The sequence below is a fragment of the Thalassospira permensis NBRC 106175 genome (assembly GCF_000714555.1).
Classification (GTDB): Bacteria; Pseudomonadota; Alphaproteobacteria; order Rhodospirillales; family Thalassospiraceae; genus Thalassospira; species Thalassospira xiamenensis.
The window spans coordinates 44,367-62,026 of the sequence record NZ_AUNC01000007.1; the positions used below are offsets into that span (position 1 = coordinate 44,367).

Annotated in this window: 14 protein-coding genes; 9 read left to right on the forward strand and 5 right to left on the reverse strand. The window is 55.6% G+C overall.

Annotated elements, in window-relative coordinates:
- Positions 1–5: 5 nt before the first annotated feature.
- Both SMB34_RS21510 and SMB34_RS05200 read right to left on the reverse strand, forming a co-directional pair.
- Positions 6–1,862 carry a calcium-binding protein gene (locus tag SMB34_RS21510; RefSeq protein ID WP_037988154.1) on the reverse strand — a complete coding sequence of 619 codons (1,857 nt, stop codon included), beginning with the start codon at positions 1,860–1,862 and terminating at the stop codon, positions 6–8.
- A gap of 151 nt (positions 1,863–2,013) precedes the next feature.
- Positions 2,014–3,174, reverse strand: a complete 1,161-nt coding sequence (locus tag SMB34_RS05200; protein WP_037988159.1) for a GGDEF domain-containing protein — start codon at positions 3,172–3,174, stop codon at positions 2,014–2,016.
- A 411-nt stretch (positions 3,175–3,585) separates the two neighbouring features.
- Here SMB34_RS05200 and SMB34_RS05205 point away from each other — a divergent pair, with 411 nt between their 5' ends.
- A complete protein-coding gene (locus tag SMB34_RS05205; RefSeq protein ID WP_007088928.1) occupies positions 3,586–4,572 on the forward strand; it encodes an HpcH/HpaI aldolase/citrate lyase family protein in 987 nt (328 codons plus the stop codon).
- A gap of 71 nt (positions 4,573–4,643) precedes the next feature.
- Here the strand turns inward: SMB34_RS05205 and SMB34_RS05210 are convergent, their stop codons facing one another.
- Positions 4,644–5,666 (reverse strand): zinc-binding alcohol dehydrogenase family protein, encoded by a 1,023-nt coding sequence (locus SMB34_RS05210; RefSeq protein ID WP_007088929.1) that lies wholly within the window; start codon positions 5,664–5,666, stop codon positions 4,644–4,646.
- A 145-nt stretch (positions 5,667–5,811) separates the two neighbouring features.
- Here SMB34_RS05210 and SMB34_RS05215 point away from each other — a divergent pair, with 145 nt between their 5' ends.
- A complete protein-coding gene (locus tag SMB34_RS05215; RefSeq protein ID WP_037988161.1) occupies positions 5,812–6,177 on the forward strand; it encodes a winged helix-turn-helix transcriptional regulator in 366 nt (121 codons plus the stop codon).
- Positions 6,178–6,189: 12 nt separating this feature from the next.
- On the opposite strand, the gene SMB34_RS05220 is transcribed toward SMB34_RS05215, so the two are convergent.
- The gene (locus SMB34_RS05220; RefSeq protein ID WP_007088931.1) at positions 6,190–6,693 is read right to left on the reverse strand and encodes a GNAT family N-acetyltransferase; all 504 of its coding nucleotides are present in this window, start codon (positions 6,691–6,693) and stop codon (positions 6,190–6,192) included.
- 158 nt (positions 6,694–6,851) lie between these two features.
- On the opposite strand from SMB34_RS05220, the gene SMB34_RS05225 reads away from it, so the two are divergent.
- From SMB34_RS05225 to SMB34_RS05255, 7 genes are all read left to right on the forward strand, one after another.
- Complete coding sequence (locus SMB34_RS05225) at positions 6,852–7,808, forward strand: acetyl-CoA carboxylase carboxyltransferase subunit alpha (protein WP_007088932.1); 957 nt, start codon at positions 6,852–6,854, stop codon at positions 7,806–7,808.
- Between the two features lie 130 nt (positions 7,809–7,938).
- A complete protein-coding gene (locus SMB34_RS05230; RefSeq protein ID WP_007088933.1) occupies positions 7,939–8,754 on the forward strand; it encodes an ion transporter in 816 nt (271 codons plus the stop codon).
- Positions 8,755–8,887: 133 nt separating this feature from the next.
- Complete coding sequence (locus SMB34_RS05235) at positions 8,888–9,667, forward strand: MBL fold metallo-hydrolase (protein ID WP_037988163.1); 780 nt, start codon at positions 8,888–8,890, stop codon at positions 9,665–9,667.
- Positions 9,668–9,754: 87 nt separating this feature from the next.
- The gene (locus SMB34_RS05240) at positions 9,755–12,943 is read left to right on the forward strand and encodes an ABC transporter transmembrane domain-containing protein (RefSeq protein WP_037988165.1); all 3,189 of its coding nucleotides are present in this window, start codon (positions 9,755–9,757) and stop codon (positions 12,941–12,943) included.
- A gap of 26 nt (positions 12,944–12,969) precedes the next feature.
- Positions 12,970–13,218, forward strand: a complete 249-nt coding sequence (locus SMB34_RS05245) for a hypothetical protein (protein WP_007088936.1) — start codon at positions 12,970–12,972, stop codon at positions 13,216–13,218.
- A gap of 179 nt (positions 13,219–13,397) precedes the next feature.
- Positions 13,398–14,885, forward strand: a complete 1,488-nt coding sequence (locus tag SMB34_RS05250) for an NAD-dependent succinate-semialdehyde dehydrogenase (protein ID WP_037988166.1) — start codon at positions 13,398–13,400, stop codon at positions 14,883–14,885.
- Positions 14,886–14,924: 39 nt separating this feature from the next.
- Positions 14,925–16,325 (forward strand): aspartate aminotransferase family protein, encoded by a 1,401-nt coding sequence (locus SMB34_RS05255; RefSeq protein WP_051682134.1) that lies wholly within the window; start codon positions 14,925–14,927, stop codon positions 16,323–16,325.
- A 207-nt stretch (positions 16,326–16,532) separates the two neighbouring features.
- Here the strand turns inward: SMB34_RS05255 and SMB34_RS05260 are convergent, their stop codons facing one another.
- Positions 16,533–17,552 (reverse strand): TRAP transporter substrate-binding protein, encoded by a 1,020-nt coding sequence (locus tag SMB34_RS05260; RefSeq protein WP_037988169.1) that lies wholly within the window; start codon positions 17,550–17,552, stop codon positions 16,533–16,535.
- Between the last annotated feature and the right edge of the window lie 108 nt (positions 17,553–17,660).

The following is a 17,660-nucleotide window of genomic DNA, read 5'->3' on the forward strand; positions in this document are numbered from 1 at the left end:
GCGGCTTACAAGCTTCCGTAATCGTCGACATCAAAGGTCACGTTGCCTTCAACCAGATCGCCGATCTCGATCCCGTCGATCTGAACGCCATAGCTGTAATGTCGACCACCACTGAAATCGACATAAACACCTGTGTCGTTCTGTTCGGCGTGATGGATGAAATCATCAAAATCATCGATGCCGCTTTTTTCCTGGAATGTCTTGCCCAGCAAAAGCCTGTCACCATTTTCGCCTGCTTCGAAATCGGTAATGCGATCGCGTTCCGCCCCGCCTTCGAACCGGACCCAGACGAAATTGTCCGACGATGCACCGCCGGTCAGAAGATCATTGCCATCCCCGCCAAACAGCGCGTCTTCGCCATAGTCCCCGCGCAGGACATCATGCCCGTCTTGCCCGAACATCCGATCCGCGCCCCGACCACCTTCCAGAAGGTCGCGACCAGCACCGGCCACCAACTGATCATCGCCGTGATCCCCGCGCATGATGTCCTGACCATCGTTGCCATACATTGCGTCGTCACCCATACCACCCTCGATAAGGTCATTCCCGGCGCCGCCATAAAGAAAGTCGTCCGCATTGTGGCCTTTGACAATGTCATCCCCGTCTCCGCCATCGGCATGGGTGCCGTCCGGCGGAAAGAGATCATCGTCATAATACACCTCACCGGCCAGAACCGTGTCATTGCCCTCGCCGCCATATAGATAATCGCCGCCTTCATTACCCAGAATGGTGTCATCACCGGCATCACCGTAAAGGTAGTCGCGATCAGGCTGGCCATATTCCGTGCCAGAAAGGGTATCGTTGCCCTCACCACCATAGGCCGTCGCCCCGGTTAGCGTGTCATCACCGCCCTTGCCATAGATGGTGTCATATCCAAAATAGCCATCAATATTGTTGTCCTGATCGTCACCGATCAAAAGATCGCGATGGCTGGTTCCGAAAATGTCCTCGACATCAATCAGGACATCCCCGTTGGCATCCCCACCTTCGGCAATGCCCGCGCCAAGATCAATATGCACAGCCTCGGCAGACGTCTGATAGCTGATCGTGTCCTGCCCGCTGCCGCCATCAAGGAAATCGGCCCCACTGCCGCCTGTCAGGTGGTCATCACCGTCATTTCCCATCAGGGTGTCATTGCCGGTATCGCCAACCATTGTATTGTCACCACCGCGACCGATCATCAGATCATCGCCCCCCGCGCCAAACAGGGTGCCACCGCGCTCCTCCCCACCAATCAGCAGGTCATCATGATTTGATCCGCGTATGTTCAGATCGCGAAGCTCGCTATCATCCGCAAAGGAAATTCTGTCCCCCTCTGCATCCCCGCCATGACCCTTCATGCTGTCCTGATCGAAGTAAATGGCTTCGGGCGAACTGCCATACGCAACAGTCGGCGCATAGCGGGAATAGGAAGAAGGAGAGATATCGCGGAAATCAAAGTTGATGGTATCGGCACCGCCGCCACCTTCGACCGCACTTATTTCTCCTTCAAAATAATCGTCTCCGTCAGTACCAATCACGCCCAGCTTCTGGGAGATATGGTCGCCATACTCTCCAACAATCAGCTGATCGCCATCCGCATCACCACCACTGACGTCAAGTTCGGCCACCTGTTCGCCAGACGGGGCATCTTCGTTATTGTAGAATTTGAAGGTTAGCGGTTCGCGCGACGTCGCATAGGACAATACGTAATCGTCAGATCGCCCACTGACGAAAAAGCTGTCGGCCCCGGCCCCACCGATCACCGTGTCTGACTGGCTGAAATGGATTTCATCATCACCATCCAGCCCATAAATAACGTCACGACCACGAGAGGTATGGTTCAACACGTCGTCTTCGTTTGTACCGATGATCCGTGCCATGGAAGGCCTCCTGTCGTTGAATGAAACGACTCAACGGTACGCCTTATGGGTGATTCAAAAAAGGAAAATAAAACCTAAAATATAGTTCGATTTTCAACCGAAAATGCAGGTTTTCTGCCAATAATGGCACGACATCGCGCCAATGACGCCCTTAAACCGCAACCCGGTTACGCCCGGCCTGCTTGGCGGCATAAAGTTTTTCGTCTGCCTGTTTCAGCACCGCCCACGGATCGTCAACATCCTCGTCACGTTCCGAGAGACCAACCGAAATTGTCACGGAAACCGTCTTGTTTTTGTCGGGCGGGGTAATTCTGGTTGCGGCAATCCGCTTGCGAAGGGCTTCAAGCGGCTCGTGGGCTTTTTCAGCACTCCGTCCGGCAAAGACAACGGTGAATTCCTCGCCACCATAGCGGAAGGCTTTCCCACCGCCGCCAACGCGCGCCAGTTCGCGTGAAACCTTGCGCAGCACGATGTCACCGACATCATGGCCATAGGTATCGTTGAATTTCTTGAAATGATCGACATCAAGCATCGCAATCGCATACTGGCTGCCAAGTTCAGCCAAGGCATGGCCCAAGGCACGCCGCCCGGGCAGCCCGGTCAGATCATCGACAAATGCCATCCGCCAGGCTTCCTGTGCCAACCCGGCCAGAACCACACCGGTTGCCGCCAGATAACCGAACTTGATAAAACCGGGGCCCATGACAGTTGCCACCGCAATAGCAATGATCGCGGCGGCAAAGCTGGTTTCAAGCGGCCGATGCAGTGCAAGCAGAATACCGACCGAAACAACCGCCAGAATCAGGGCCGGTTGCGGCATGTCGGCCATAAAACTTCCGGTATCGATCAGCCGGTAATTCAGCACCTGATAAAGCGCCGCCCCGACATCGGCCTTGCCGGCCAGCATCAGCATGACAAAAAGCTGCAATCCCAGCACCAGCATCCGCGCAATACCGCGTGGATTAAGAACCCCGCGTTCTGCGGTAAATCCCAGAACCAGCAGATTAACCGGGATCAGATAAAGCGTCGCAATGCGCAGGAATGCCAAACCATCGGCTGAAAATCCGCCGCCATTTCCCACCAGCAACCAGTAGCAGACCAGAAGCAGGATCATGACGAAAACCGCCCGCCCGCGGTTAAACCACCAGCCGATCGCACCGCCCAGAAGGGCCAGAATAAAGGGGCCATATCGCACAAGCCCTGCCAGTTCACCCGGCACCAGCCCCGGTGAAAGCGCAAGCACAAGGCAAGCCCCCAAAATCAGAAAGGGTGCCAGCCCGGCAGAGACAAGAATGGAATAAGCGCGACGCATGGGCGGTGTGGTTCTGCCTGAAATTCCCCCAAGGATACGGAAACGGGCACAGCCGATCCGCAATATTCCGGGTAATCTAACCACTGCGCCCTTAACGGGCCATTGCTTTATGCCTTGTTTCTGCGTTTTTTCTAATCCAGTCGGACAGACCCGCATCAGGGTTGCCTTCCGGTTGGCATCAGACAATGGTCGTGTGCGCAAAATGGCTTGCATCTGTTAGCATGCGCACCATAAATTGGATCAAATTCGCTCTATTTCACTGCGGCGCACAATGACCGCGGGCTCAGAATTCTGTCACGGCGGCCACGGTACGATCCCGAAAACGGGACAAAAGCATTTAACGCCGGAAGCTTGGCCCAAACACAAACAGGCCGATCCTTCCAGAATGACAGGCTTTGGAGAGACGTTACCATGAGCTTCACCACACCGACCCCGGCCCCGGCACGTCTGAACCGGTCCGAACTGGCCGTTCCGGGCAGCCGCATCGAACTGTTTGAAAAGGCCGCCAGATCAAAGGCCGATGCGATCTTCCTTGATCTTGAGGACGCGGTTGCGCCAAACGACAAGGAACAGGCGCGCAAGAACATCATTGCCGCGATCAACGACATTGACTGGGGCGACAAGGTGCTCTCGGTCCGCATCAATGGTCTTGATACACATTATATGTATCGCGATGTCGTGGATGTGCTCGAACAGGCCGGTGACCGGCTTGACCTGATCATGATCCCAAAGGTCGGAACGGCCGCCGATGTTTATGCACTTGATATGATGGCAACCCAGATCGAGGCCGCAAAGGGCCGCAAAAAACGCATCGGGTTCGAACTGATCATTGAAACCGCCCTTGGCATGCAGAATATCCACGAAATTGCCGGTGCCTCCAAACGCAATGAAAGCCTGCATTTCGGGGTTGCCGATTACGCCGCCTCGACCAAGGCCATGACAACCGGCATCGGCGGCCCGAACCCGCATTATGGCGTTCTGACCGACAAGGACGGCGACAATCCGCGCGATTATCACTGGGGCGATATGTGGCACTATGCCATTGCCCGCATGGTGGTGGCCGCACGCGCCAATGGCCTGCGCCCGATTGACGGCCCGTTTGGCGATTTTTCCGATCCGGATGGCTATCGCGCCCAAGCCGCACGCGCCATGGTGCTGGGCTGCGAAGGCAAATGGGCCATTCATCCCAGCCAGATCACCCTTGCCAACGATGTCTATTCCCCGTCCGAGGCCGAGGTCACCAAGGCCAAACGCATCCTTGAAGCCATGACCAAGGCACAGGCCGAAGGTGCCGGTGCCGTCGCCCTTGATGGCCGACTGATCGATATCGCATCCATCAAACAGGCCGAAGTCATGGTCAAACAGGCCGAAGCCATTGCCGCACGCGACGCGGGATAAATCATCACACTCTGCCAAACAAGAAGGGGTGCCGCCAGGCACCCCTTTGCTTTTATGGCAACCGCAACAGGTTAATCCGCGATGCCCTCAAAGGTGATCTTGCCAATGGCCTTGCCGGATTCCAGCAACGCATGCGCCTTGCGCAGGCTTTCGGGTGTCAAGGCCCCGAAACTTTCATTTGCGGTATTTTTCAGGGTTCCGGCATCGATCAGATCGGCCACGGTCGCCAGCAATTTGTGCTGTTCGATCATGTCCGGGGTCTGGAACATCGAACGGGTAAACATGAATTCATAGGAAAAGCTGGCCGATTTCGCCTTCAGCAGATCGACATTATGGTTTTCGCTGGCCTCGGTGATCGTCGCGATCCGACCTTGCGGGGCGATGATTTCGGCCATGACATCGAAATACTGATCGGTTTCCGACGTGCACAGAATGTAATCGACATGGGTAATGCCGATTGCCGTTAGCTCGTCATTCAACGGATTGCGGTGGTTGATCACCTGATCGGCACCAAGTTTTTTGACCCAATCAATGGTTTCCGGGCGCGATGCGGTTGCAATCACGGTCAATCCCGCCAGTTTGCCAAGCTGGATCGCAATCGATCCAACCCCACCGGCCCCGCCAATCACCAAAAGCACCTTGCCCGCATTGGCGTCCCTGGCGTTGCGATCAATCATCATCCGGTCAAACAGGGCCTCCCACGCCGTAATCGTGGTCAATGGCAGTGCCGCTGCATCGGCAAAGCCAAGCGACTTTGGCTTTGGCGCAACGATCCGTTCATCGACAAGCTGGAACTGAGCATTGCTGCCAGACCGGGTCACATCCCCGGCATACCAGACCGCATCACCCGGACGAAACAGGGTGACATCCTCGCCAACCGCTTCAACAACACCGGCCGCATCCCAGCCGAGGATTTTGAAATTGCCATCATCCGCCTTGCCGCGGCGCACTTTGAAATCGACCGGGTTGACGGCAACACCCTTGACCCGGACCAGAATATCCCGGCCTTCGGCCTTTGGAGTTTCCATATCGATTTCACGGAACAGCCCGTCCGTCTCGACGGGGGCTGCTTTATAAAGTCCGATTGCTTTCATCATGTCATCCTTTTGATCAAAGGTTTGAATTGCGAATGCACCAGACCTAGCGCATTATAGCGATAATCGTAAGTAAGCACAATTTGGACCAATAGTGTCATTTTGTATACTATTGACGTTTTCTGCGGATTTAAGGAGCCATTTGATGGCATCGAGATTGGCCTGCCCCCCGGATCGCAGCCCCGGCTGCCCGGTCGAAGGGACACTGGACGTGATTGGTGGCAAATGGAAGGGTGTCGTCCTGTTCCATCTGCTGGACGGGACAAAACGGTTCAATCAATTGCGTCGTCTGATGCCCGGCGTGACACAGCGCATGCTGACCCGCCAACTGCGCGAGATGGAGGCCGACGGCCTGATCCACCGCGAAGTCTATGCCGAAGTCCCGCCGCGCGTGGAATACAGCCTGACCACAAAGGGCGAGACGCTGCGCCATATTATCGTGGCGCTCAAGGACTGGGGCGAAACCCACGTTCCCTATTATGCCATCAAACCCGAAACCGACGTCGCCTGACTGCCGGTTGGATCAGGCCGATTTCGCCATCTGTAAAGGCCGCGCCATTTTCCAGAATGTCGTGCGATCATAACCATCGTGAACGCCTTCACCGGCGATTTCAAAACCGCGCGACTTGAAAAAGGCAATATTACCGGTCAGTTCAACCCGAACGTGGAGCCGCATGTTTGCCTTGCCCGCCTTTCCGGCATGGGCGCAGGCCGCCTCGACCAGTGCCTTGCCAATGCCGCCGCCCTGAATGGACGGATCAACCGACAATTTATAAAGATAGGCGTCTTTGCCAACATCCTCGATCCAGACCTGGCCAATGACACGACCCGCTGAATCATGGGCCAGAAACAGCGTATCACGGGCAAACCGCCATTGAAGTTCGGCAATATTGACCGATTTTGCCGAACTTGGCGGATCGACGATATCGTCCTGAAAGGCAAAGGCGGCCAGCAGAATTTCAACAAGCCGGTCGAACGGAACAAGGGCGGGATCGCTGGGCGATGTGATCTCGATACTGGACGTCATGGATTTCCGTGTGCAAAACTGTCACTGTGCAGCGCGAAATATACGATATAATTCGTGCAAGGATGGAATTTATATGCCTATCGGACCTCAACCCTTGACGTGACGGGTTGATCAACTATGTTCCGCCTCATTGTTTCCCAGCCGGATATGATGCCCTGATGCATAACTTTCTGGATTTTGAAAAGCCGATCGCCGAACTCGAAGGCAAGATCGAAGAATTGCGCCACCTGACCGGCAATGATGAAGTCAACATCGCCGACGAGGTCGCACGCCTGCAGGACAAGCTGACCAAGCTGCTGCAAAGCACCTATGGCAAGCTGACCGCATGGCAGAAAACGCAGGTTGCCCGTCATCCTGATCGCCCGCATTTCACCGATTACGTCGCCCACCTGTTCGAGGGTTTCACCCCGCTTGCCGGTGACCGCCTGTTTGGCGAAGACGAAGCCATCATTGGTGGTCTGGCCCGTCTGCAGGGCCGCAGCGTCATGGTGATCGGTCATGAAAAGGGCCGCGATACCGAATCCCGCGTAAAGCACAATTTCGGCATGGCCAAACCAGAAGGCTATCGCAAGGCGATCCGCCTGATGCGCATGGCCGAACGTTTTGGCATTCCGGTTATCACACTGGTTGATACGGCCGGTGCATTCCCCGGTGCCGATGCCGAGGCGCGCGGACAGTCCGAAGCCATCGCACGGTCAATCGAAGCCTGCCTTGATATCAAGGTTCCGCTGATTTCGGTCATTATCGGCGAAGGCGGATCGGGCGGTGCCATCGCGCTTGCTGTCGCAAACTCGGTCATGATGCTTGAAAACTCGATCTATTCCGTGATCTCGCCGGAAGGCTGCGCCTCGATCCTGTGGCGTTCGGGTGACGAGGCCAAAACGGCGGCCGAAGCCCTTCGCCTGACCGCACAGGACCTTCACCAGCTGGGTGTGATTGATGAAATCATTACCGAACCGCTGGGTGGCGCACAACGTTCGCCGGTCGATGCCTGCAAACGTGTTGGCACCGCAATCGTCAAAGCACTTGAAGCCATGGACAATGTCGAAGGCGGTGTGCTCAAGGCGCGTCGTCGTGACAAGTTCCTTGATATGGGCCGTCACGGTCTGAACTGATTTCGCAGGGCGCAGTCGTCAGCAAGTCTGATCTGCGCCCTGTTCGTGTTTTCTTTCCGGCGCAGTCCCGCCCGTCGGTGAAAACCCCGGCTGCCGCGCCTTTTGAACCGGTACCCACCGGGAGGGTTTAATGGAAACGCTGCGCCGGATCGTCGAATCTTCAAAGTTCCAGAATTTCATCACTGCGGTCATTGCGATCAACGCGATCATTCTCGGACTTGAAACTTCCCAAACCGTCATGAATGCCGCCGGATCGATCCTGTATCTGCTTGATCAGATCGCGGTCGCGATTTTCGTCATCGAACTTCTGATGAAACTGGCCGTGTATCGGCTGGGCTTTTTCCGGCGATCATGGAACATCTTTGATTTTACGATTGTCGCCATCACCCTGCTGCCGATGGGGCAGGGCGTATCGGTCTTGCGTGCCCTTCGAATCCTGCGTGCCTTCCGCCTGATTTCGACGGTACCCTCGATGCGCAAGGTCGTCGAAGCCCTGATGAAGGCCATTCCCGGTATGGTGTCGGTCCTGACCCTGCTGTTGCTGGTGTTTTACGTGTCTGCCGTCATGGCGACCAAGCTGTTCGGATCGGGCTTCCCCGAATGGTTTGGCACCATCGGCGCGTCACTTTATTCCCTGTTCCAGATCATGACGCTCGAAAGCTGGTCGATGGGAATCGTCCGCCCGGTTATGGAAATCTATCCGCTGGCGTGGCTGTTTTTCGTGCCTTTCATCCTGGTCACCACCTTTGCCGTTCTGAACCTGTTCATTGCCATCGTCGTCGATGCCATGGCCACCCATGTTGACGTCGAAGAAACGCAGACTCGCACTGAACTTGGCCTGGATCATCACGAAATCCTGCGGGAATTGCGGGAATTGCGTGCCGAAGTCACCCGTCTGGCCGATGGCAAAAAGGATATTGAAACGGTTCGCGAACCCGGCGAATAGCGCGCTATGCCTTGCTGAACCGCAGGTCAGCCCGCTGCTTTTATCCGGAAAATTAGCATTTCCCCATCAAAGGGGGTGGTTCTTTGCCCCAAACCTCGTCTAATCTTTCGACAAAATGTCGGGAGATCGGGGAATGAAGCTTACGTTTGCGGGGACAGGTTCGGCATTCTGCATGGCGGCTGACAATTTCCAGAGCAATATGGTTCTGGAAGCAGTTCAGCCCGGCAGTGACCAACCGGCACGCATGTTGATTGACTGTGGTTCAGATGCACGGCACTCGCTGCGCAATCTGGGCTATATGCCCAATGACTTTGATGCTGTTTATATCAGCCATCTGCATTCGGATCATATTGGCGGTCTGGAATGGATGGCACTGGCCAATTATTTCATTTTCGAAGGTCATCAGGCCAAACTGTTTGCCGTTCACGACCTGCTTGAACCGCTTTGGGAACACAGCCTGCGCGGCGGACTTCAGATCAGCGATCAGGGCAATAACAGCCTGTCATCCTATTTCAAGGTCAATGAACTCAGCCCGGCCAAGGGGTTTGACTGGCAGGGCGTGCATTTTGATGTCATTCCGGTTGAACATATCGTGACGTCCCAGGGGACGATGCTTTCCTACGCGCTGTTCGGGCATGGAAAAAAACAAAGCTTCTTCCTGACGACAGATGCGATTTTCAACCCTGATGCCCATATGCCGCTGTACCAGAAAGCAGATATCATTTTTCAGGACTGCGAACTTGGTCCTCGCCACTCAGGCGTTCATGCCCATTACGAACAGCTTGTGACCCTTCCTGCCGATATCAAAGCCAAAATGTGGCTCTATCACTATCAGGCCTATCCAAAGCCCGATGCGGTTGCTGACGGCTTTTGCGGCTTTGTTGAACCGGGTCAAAGTTTCGAACTTGGCTAAAACCTTAAAGGCCGGGTACATTCTGCATCAAAACGAGCAATAGGAACGGGTAAAAAATCCGTTCCGACAAGAATACGGGACCCGTGAATGCCAAAGTCGGTTTTTGCCTATATCTGGCAACACAGCAGCTTGCAGCAGATTATCCTGACTTTGGTCACGGTGATCTCCTTTCCATTTCTGTATTACTCGCTGGATTTGCCAAAGCTGATCGTCAACCAGGCAATCGGTGGCGCTGGCGAACCTTATGATGTTCTTGGCATCGAACTGAACCAGATCGAATATCTGTTCACCCTGTCTGGGATCTTTCTCGCGCTGGTCTTCATCAATGGCGGGTTCAAATATTTCATCAACGTCTATGTCGGCGTGATGTCCGAACGGCTTTTGCGCCGGTTGCGCTATACCCTGTTTGAACGGGTTCTGCGTTTTCCGCTTCCGCATTTCCGTAAAACCAGCCAGGGCGAAATCGTTTCCATGATCACCGCCGAAGCAGAACCGCTTGGCGGTTTCTTTGGCGAAGCGTTTTCGCTGCCGCTTTATCAGGGCGGTATTCTGGTCACGATCACGGCCTTTATCTTTATTCAGGACCCGTTGATGGGGCTGGCGGCAATTTCGTTTTATCCGTTGCAGGGCTACCTGATCCCGAAACTGCAACGCCGCGTGAACCAGCTTGGCAAACAGCGCGTGCAGAACGTGCGCCGCATGTCTGAACATATCGGCGAAGTCGTTGCCGGTGCGACCGATATCCGCGCCCATGAAACGCAGGGTTTCGAGCTGACCCATTTCACCCAGCGGATGGGCCGGATTTTCGAAATCCGCAAGGAAATCTATTTCCGCAAATTCTTTATCAAGTTCCTGAACAACTTCATCGCCCAGATCACGCCGTTCTTCTTCTATTCCATCGGCGGCTATCTGGTGATCATGGGCGATCTCAGCTTCGGCGCGCTGGTCGCGGCCCTTGCCGCCTACAAGGATATGTCGGCCCCTTGGAAAGAGCTTCTAGCCTATTACCAGCGCCTTGCCGATGCGCGGATCAAATATGAACAGCTTCACGAACAGTTCGAACTGCCTGATCTTGGCCGTGAACACGAACTGATCGCGCCGAAATCCGAACATCTGCCCGGACCGCTCGATGTCGCGGCCCTGTCATGGGTCGATGATGACGGCACCCGGGTTGTTGAAAATGTGTCGTTCAACATGCCCTTGCCGGGCTCGGCCCTTCTGACCGGCTCGGCTGACAGCGGAAAATCACAACTGGCCCGCCTGATCGCGCGGTTACTGACCCCGACCGGTGGCCGCATCCAGTTCAGCGACCGCAATGCCGAAGACCTTCCGGCATCCACATTCGGGCAACGTCTGGCCTATATCGGCAATGACGCCTATCTGTTTAACGGCACCATCGCCGACAACCTGTTTTATGGCCTGAAACACCGTCCGATCCTTGCTATCAAAACCGGCGATGACAAAGACGGTGACGGCGATGACGAAAACCTGAAACTGCCGCTGCCGAAATTTGTCGACCATATCGAACTGACCGATCCGACCGATCTGCCGTGGCGTCTGACCGACGAGATGTACGACGAAATCAAGCGGTCCGGTAATATCCCCTATGACCCGGCGGCAGAATGGATCGACTATATCGGTCCGGGCTTCAATTCGATGGATGAATTGAAGGTCGAACTGATGCGCCTGCTTGAAGTCGTGCAGCTTGACCGCGATATTTACCGCATCGGCCTGCAACGCCGCATTGATCCGAAAGAACGCCCGGATCTGGTCGAAGCCGTTCTGACGGCCCGCCCGAAACTCAAGGAAATCCTTGCCGAACGTGGCCTGTCCGATCTGGTCGAACCCTATGACATTGATCTTTACAACGACAACGCACCGGTCGGCGTCAACATTCTGTTTGGTGCCCCGGCCCGGTCCGATTTCGAACGCACGGCATTTCTGTCGCATCCCTATATGCAGGAAGCCCTGCGCGAAACCGGGCTTTACGACGTCATGATCAGCATGGGCCGCGACACGCTTGATCTGATGGTCGAACTGTTTACCGGTCTGCCGCCCGGACACGAATTCTTTGACCGTTACAGCTTTATCTCGGCCGACGAACTGCCCGAGGTCAAAAACATGCTGAAACGCACCGACGGGGTCGCGATCACGGATATGCGCGCCGAGGACAAGCTACGCCTCCTTGACGTCGCCATGAACCTGACCCCGGCACGCCATCGTTTGCGCGTCATTGATGACGAATTCCGCAAGCTGGTCCTGAAAGCGCGTCCGAAATTCTATGGCAAACTGCCCGACGATCTGGCGGATATGATCGACTTCTTCAAGGTCGATGAATATGCCGCTGCGGCCCCCGTCATCGACAACCTTCTGTTCGGTCGTTTTGCCTATGGCCGTGCAAATTCCGAAGAACGTGTTGGCGAAGTACTGTTTGAAATCGCCCATGAGGGCGGCCTTTACGAGGCGCTTGTCACACTTGGCCTTGATAGTCAGGTTGGTGTCGGCGGCAGCCGCGTTTCACAAAGCCTGCGTCAGAAAATCGCGCTGGTCCGTGCCCTGATCAAGAATCCCGATCTGATGGTTGTGGACGAAGCCCTTTCGGCATTGGACCGTGAAACACGCGAACAGGTCATTGACTGGCTGACCGGGCAATCCGAACATCGCAGTGTGATCTGGGTTGATGGTGATGAAACCGACAGCCAGCGTTTCGGAACCTATCTGCATATGGCGAACGGCAAAATCGTTAAACGCCAAAGCCATGCAATCGACGGTGCCACCGCCGAACAGGCCGAAGACGAAGTCGCCGAAACCGCATCTGATACAAATGATGGCAGCATCGAACAGGAAGTCCGGCTGCTTCGGACCATTCCGCTGTTTGCCGGCCTTGACCCCAGCGTGATCAAGCTGCTTGCCTTTACCAGCCCGCGTCTGACCTTCAAACGCGGCGAGGTTCTGGTCAAACAGGGCGACCCGGGGGATGCGGCCTTTATCGTGATTTCCGGGCGCGGTGAAATCTGGCTGACGACCGACGAAGCCCAAACAATCAAGCTTCGCGATGTCGAACCCAAGGAAGTCATTGGTGAAATCGCCCTTCTGGTCGATGCACCGCGTTCCGCAACCATTCGCGCGGTCGAGGAAATGACGGTCCTGAAACTCGATAAAAACGAGTTCCTTGGCCTTGTCCGACAGGACCAGGCGGTTGCCGTTCAGCTGATCCGCGTTCTGGCCCACCGCGTTGATGTCACCACCAAACAGCTTACCAGCCGCAGTGGCTGAGTGAATCACGCTCCACCGGACCTGTTATGAACAAGCTTGCCTCCATCATCATCGCCGCCGTTTTCGCCATCGCCTTGCTTGGCGGAATGGCGGCGATGATCGGCGGCGGGCTTTTGGGTGCCATTGTCTTTATCATCGGCATCCCGGTCGCCTTTCCGATGTCCACCAGCATCGTTGTGCTGTTCTTTGCCGTGATCATCATCCGCACCGTCATCGAGAAACGGCGCGAACGCCGCGAAATGCGCGCTTTTCTCAAAGATAACGCCGACGATTGAATATCCGCACAGCCCCCGACAGAAAAAACATCTGCTTTCGACCGGGGCTTGCCAAAAAAACCGCATCAAATCGCATCGAGTTCGGAGACCTCCTCTGCCAGCTTGTTGATAGCCTGCTGGCAGTTCAACAAAACAGGGGCTGACGCCAAAAGGCGCGGCCTTGTTTCAAGGAGGTTTTCATGACGGCACAACTCAAAGAACAGCGCTGCGTGTCGTTAAGCCAGCTGTCCGATCTTCGGCTTCTGCGCGAACACGCTTATATTGACGGGCGCTGGTGCTCGGCCGACAACCGTCAGGTTATCGAAGTCACCAATCCGTTCGACGGTGCGTTTCTTGGTACCGTGCCAAATATGGGCATTGCCGAAACCCGTAACGCCATTGCCGCGGCCCATGCGGCCTTTCCGGCATGGGCCGCCCTTCTGCCGCAGGATCGCGCCGCGCGTCTGCGCAGCTGGTTTGATCTTCTGATTGAAAACAAGGAAGACCTCGCCCTTCTGATGACGCTTGAACAGGGCAAACCGATTTCGGAATCCCGTGGCGAGATTGATTATGCCGCAAGCTTCATCGAATTCTTCGCCGAAGAAGCCAAACGGGTGAATGTCGAAAACATCTCATCCCACCTGCCCGGCCGGAATATGAGTGTCAAACGCGAACCGGTTGGCGTCACCGCGGCAGTAACACCGTGGAACTTCCCGTGTGCGATGATCACGCGCAAGGCCGCCGCCGCACTGGCCGCCGGTTGCACCATGATTATCCGCCCGGCGACCGAAACGCCGTTTTCGGCCACCGCCCTTGCCGAACTGGCCGAACGGGCCGGTATCCCGGCCGGTGTCTTTAACGTCGTGACCGGTGATCCCAATCCGGTTGTCGGCGAACTTTGCGGCAACCCGGTTGTGCGCGCACTGTCCTTTACCGGCTCGACCGAAGTCGGCCGACTGCTGCTGTCGCAAGGTGCGCAAACCGTCAAAAAAATGTCGATGGAACTGGGCGGACATGCGCCGTTCATCCTGTTCCCCGATGTCGATCTGGATGAGGCTGTCAATCACGCGGTCGGGGCCAAATTCGCCACCAGCGGGCAGGATTGCCTTGCCGCGAACCGCATCTTTGTCCATCGTGATATCTATGATGCGTTCCTTGACAAATATGCCAAGGCAATCGGCGAACTGCGCGTTGGCAACGGGCTTGATGACACCACCGAAATCGGTCCGCTCATGCATGATCGTGCGGTTGCCAAATGCGATGAACATGTTGCAGATGCCCGCGCCAAGGGTGCCCGCGTTCTGACCGGTGGCAAAAAGATGGGCGGGCTGTTCTATGCCCCGACCCTTCTGGCCGATGTGACCGAAGATATGAAAATCTATCACGAGGAAACCTTTGGCCCGGTTGCCCCGGTCATCCCGTTCGATACCGAGGAAGAAGTCATCAGCCGCGCCAATGATAGCGAATATGGTCTGGCGGCCTATGTCTATACCAGGGATCATGATCGCGCCGCGCGTGTTTCAAACGCACTTGAATACGGCATGGTCGCACTGAACTGCGTGAAAATCACCGGCGCACCGGTCCCGTTTGGTGGCGTCAAGCAATCCGGCCTTGGCCGCGAAGGGTCGCGCCACGGCCTCGAAGAATTCACAGAACTCAAATATGTCTGCGCCGCGTTCAAACAGTAACATGCGCAGCAGCCACCGCATTCACATGGGAGAAGCAAAATGAATGTCATCAAAAACACCACCGCCGATTTGCAGGAAATGGATCGCGCCCATTTCATGCATCCCTCGACCCACATGCGCCAGCACGCGGCGGGCGAAACCCCCAACCGCATCATCAATGGCGGCAAGGGCATCTATATCCATGATACCGAAGGCAAGGAATCGCTTGATGCCTTCGCCGGTCTTTACTGTGTGAATGTCGGTTATGGCCGTACTGAAATCGCCGATGCGATTTACGCCCAGGCCAAGGAACTGGCCTATTACCACACCTATGTCGGGCACGGGAACGAGCCGGTCATCCGCCTGTCGGATCGCATCGTCAAATCCGCCCCCGAAGGCATGCAGCGCGTCTATTACGGCATGTCGGGGTCGGATGCGAACGAAACCAACATCAAACTGATCTGGTATTACAACAATATCCGCGGCCTGCCGCAGAAGAAGAAAATCATCTCGCGCTGGCGCGGTTACCACGGTTCGGGCATCATGACCGGAAGCCTGACGGGTCTGGCAGCCTTCCACAACGCGTTTGACCTGCCGCGTGCGCCGATCCTGCACACCACCTGCCCGCATCACTACTGGAATGCCGACGCGGGCGAGACAGAGGCCGAATTTGCCAAACGCTGTGCCGATGACCTTGAAAAAATGATCCTGCGCGAAGGCCCGGAAACCGTTGCCGCCTTCATCGGCGAGCCGGTCATGGGCACGGGCGGCATCATCACCCCGCCCGAAGGATACTGGGCCGCGATCCAGAAGGTTCTGAACAAATATGATGTGCTTCTGGTTGCCGACGAGGTCGTCACCGCATTCGGCCGCACCGGGTCCTATTTCGGTTCGCACCATTACGACATCAAGCCCGACCTGATCACGATTGCCAAAGGCGTGTCTTCGGGCTACCTGCCGCTGTCGGGTGTGATCATCGGCGAACGCGTCTGGAAGGTTCTGGAACAGGGGTCCGATAAAATGGGGCCGATTGGTCATGGCTGGACCTATTCCGCGCATCCGGTCTGTGCGGCTGCCGCCAATGCCAACCTTGATATTGTCGATGGTGAAAACCTGACCGGCAATGCGGCCGATACTGGGGGCTATTTCCAGAAACGCCTGCGCGAAACATTTAACGAGCATCCGCTGGTTGGCGAAGCGCGTGGTGTCGGCCTGATGGCCGCACTGGAATTTGTCGCCGATAAAACCAAAAAGGAACGGTTCGATCCGAATGCGAAAATCGGCCCGCGCGTTTCTGCCGCCTGCCTTGAACGCGGCATGATTGCACGTGCGATGCCCCATGGCGATATTCTGGGCTTTGCCCCGCCGCTTTGCATCACCAAGGCCGAAATCGACAAGGTTATCGACATCGCCAAACAGGCCGTTGATGCGATTGCCGACGAAGTTGCCAGCGGCAAATAATAAGGCTCACACCATCCCCACCCGGCCTTCTTTATGACGACCGGGTGCACCACAGAGGCCGGACCCATGCCGGCCTCTGTTTTTTTGTCGGTACAAAATCATTTTCCCGACACCTGCGTCTACCAAGCAGACAAAAAGAAACCCCTGCGGCCAACATTGCAGGGGTTTCAGATATCATCCCGCGAAGGGGAATGGCGTCAGAGATGATTACATCTCGGTGCCAAATTCCTTGCGGAGCGCTTTCAGCACTTCTTCGGTGTCACCACCGACTTCCTTGACAAGGCTGTCACCAATACCGGCCGATGCCTCTTTGAAGGCAGCGCGCTGTTCATCATTCAGACGAATGACTTCGATTTCTGGCTTGGCTTTCTTGATGCGATCAAGTGCCTCGGCATTTGCCTTTTGCTGCGCTTCATAGATGAAGTCATCGAGTTCCGATTTGACTTCCTTAAGCATTTCTTTGCGCTCGTCAGACAGACCTTCATAGAAGGCAGCATTCGATACCACGGTGGTGGTATATTGCTGCTGACCGGCATAGATCAGATAGTCGGTAACTTCATAGAATTTCGCACTTTCGATGAAGAAGATCGGGTTGACCTGCGCATCGATAACGCTGGTCTGAAGACCGGAATAAACTTCACCCCAGGGCAACGCCACCGGATCGGCACCGAAGGACTCATAGCTTTCGATCAGGATCGGCGACGTCATGACACGGAATTTCACCCCATCAAATTCGGACGGCTGGGTCACCTTTTTCTTGGTGGTCCAGACCATCTCGCCTTCGGGATACATGGTATAAAGCTTAAGACCCTTGGACTCAAAATCCTTCGACAGACCTTCATAGATCGTCGGGCTGCTCGACAGGACTTCCTTGTTCACCTCGTTATCCTGCGACAGCAGGTAGGGAACACCGAAAACCTGAATTTCCGGAACAAAGGTGCCAAGATGGCCCGGCGACGCGTTCGAGAACTGGACAGCCCCCGCCGTCGTCAGTTCGGTAATGTCGTTTTCGGTACCCAACTGGCCATAGGTGTAGACGGTAACCGTCACATCACCGTTGGTTTTTTCCTCGACCAGGCGCTTGAATTCCTGTGCATACAGGTCCTGCACATCGCCCGGGCTTTCTTCATGCGCAAATTTCCATTCTTCGGCTTGGGCGGCTGTCCCGGCAACCGCAAAGATTGCGGCGGCAGACAGGGTCGCCTTGAAGAGCTTGTTCAAACTCATATCGAAGTCTCCCTTATTATGCCGCGACGACCGGGATTGAACCCTGGACCGGCGGCGATTAGTTGGCACATCAATGTCATGAACGCGCAAAGTGTTGGAATGTTCCTG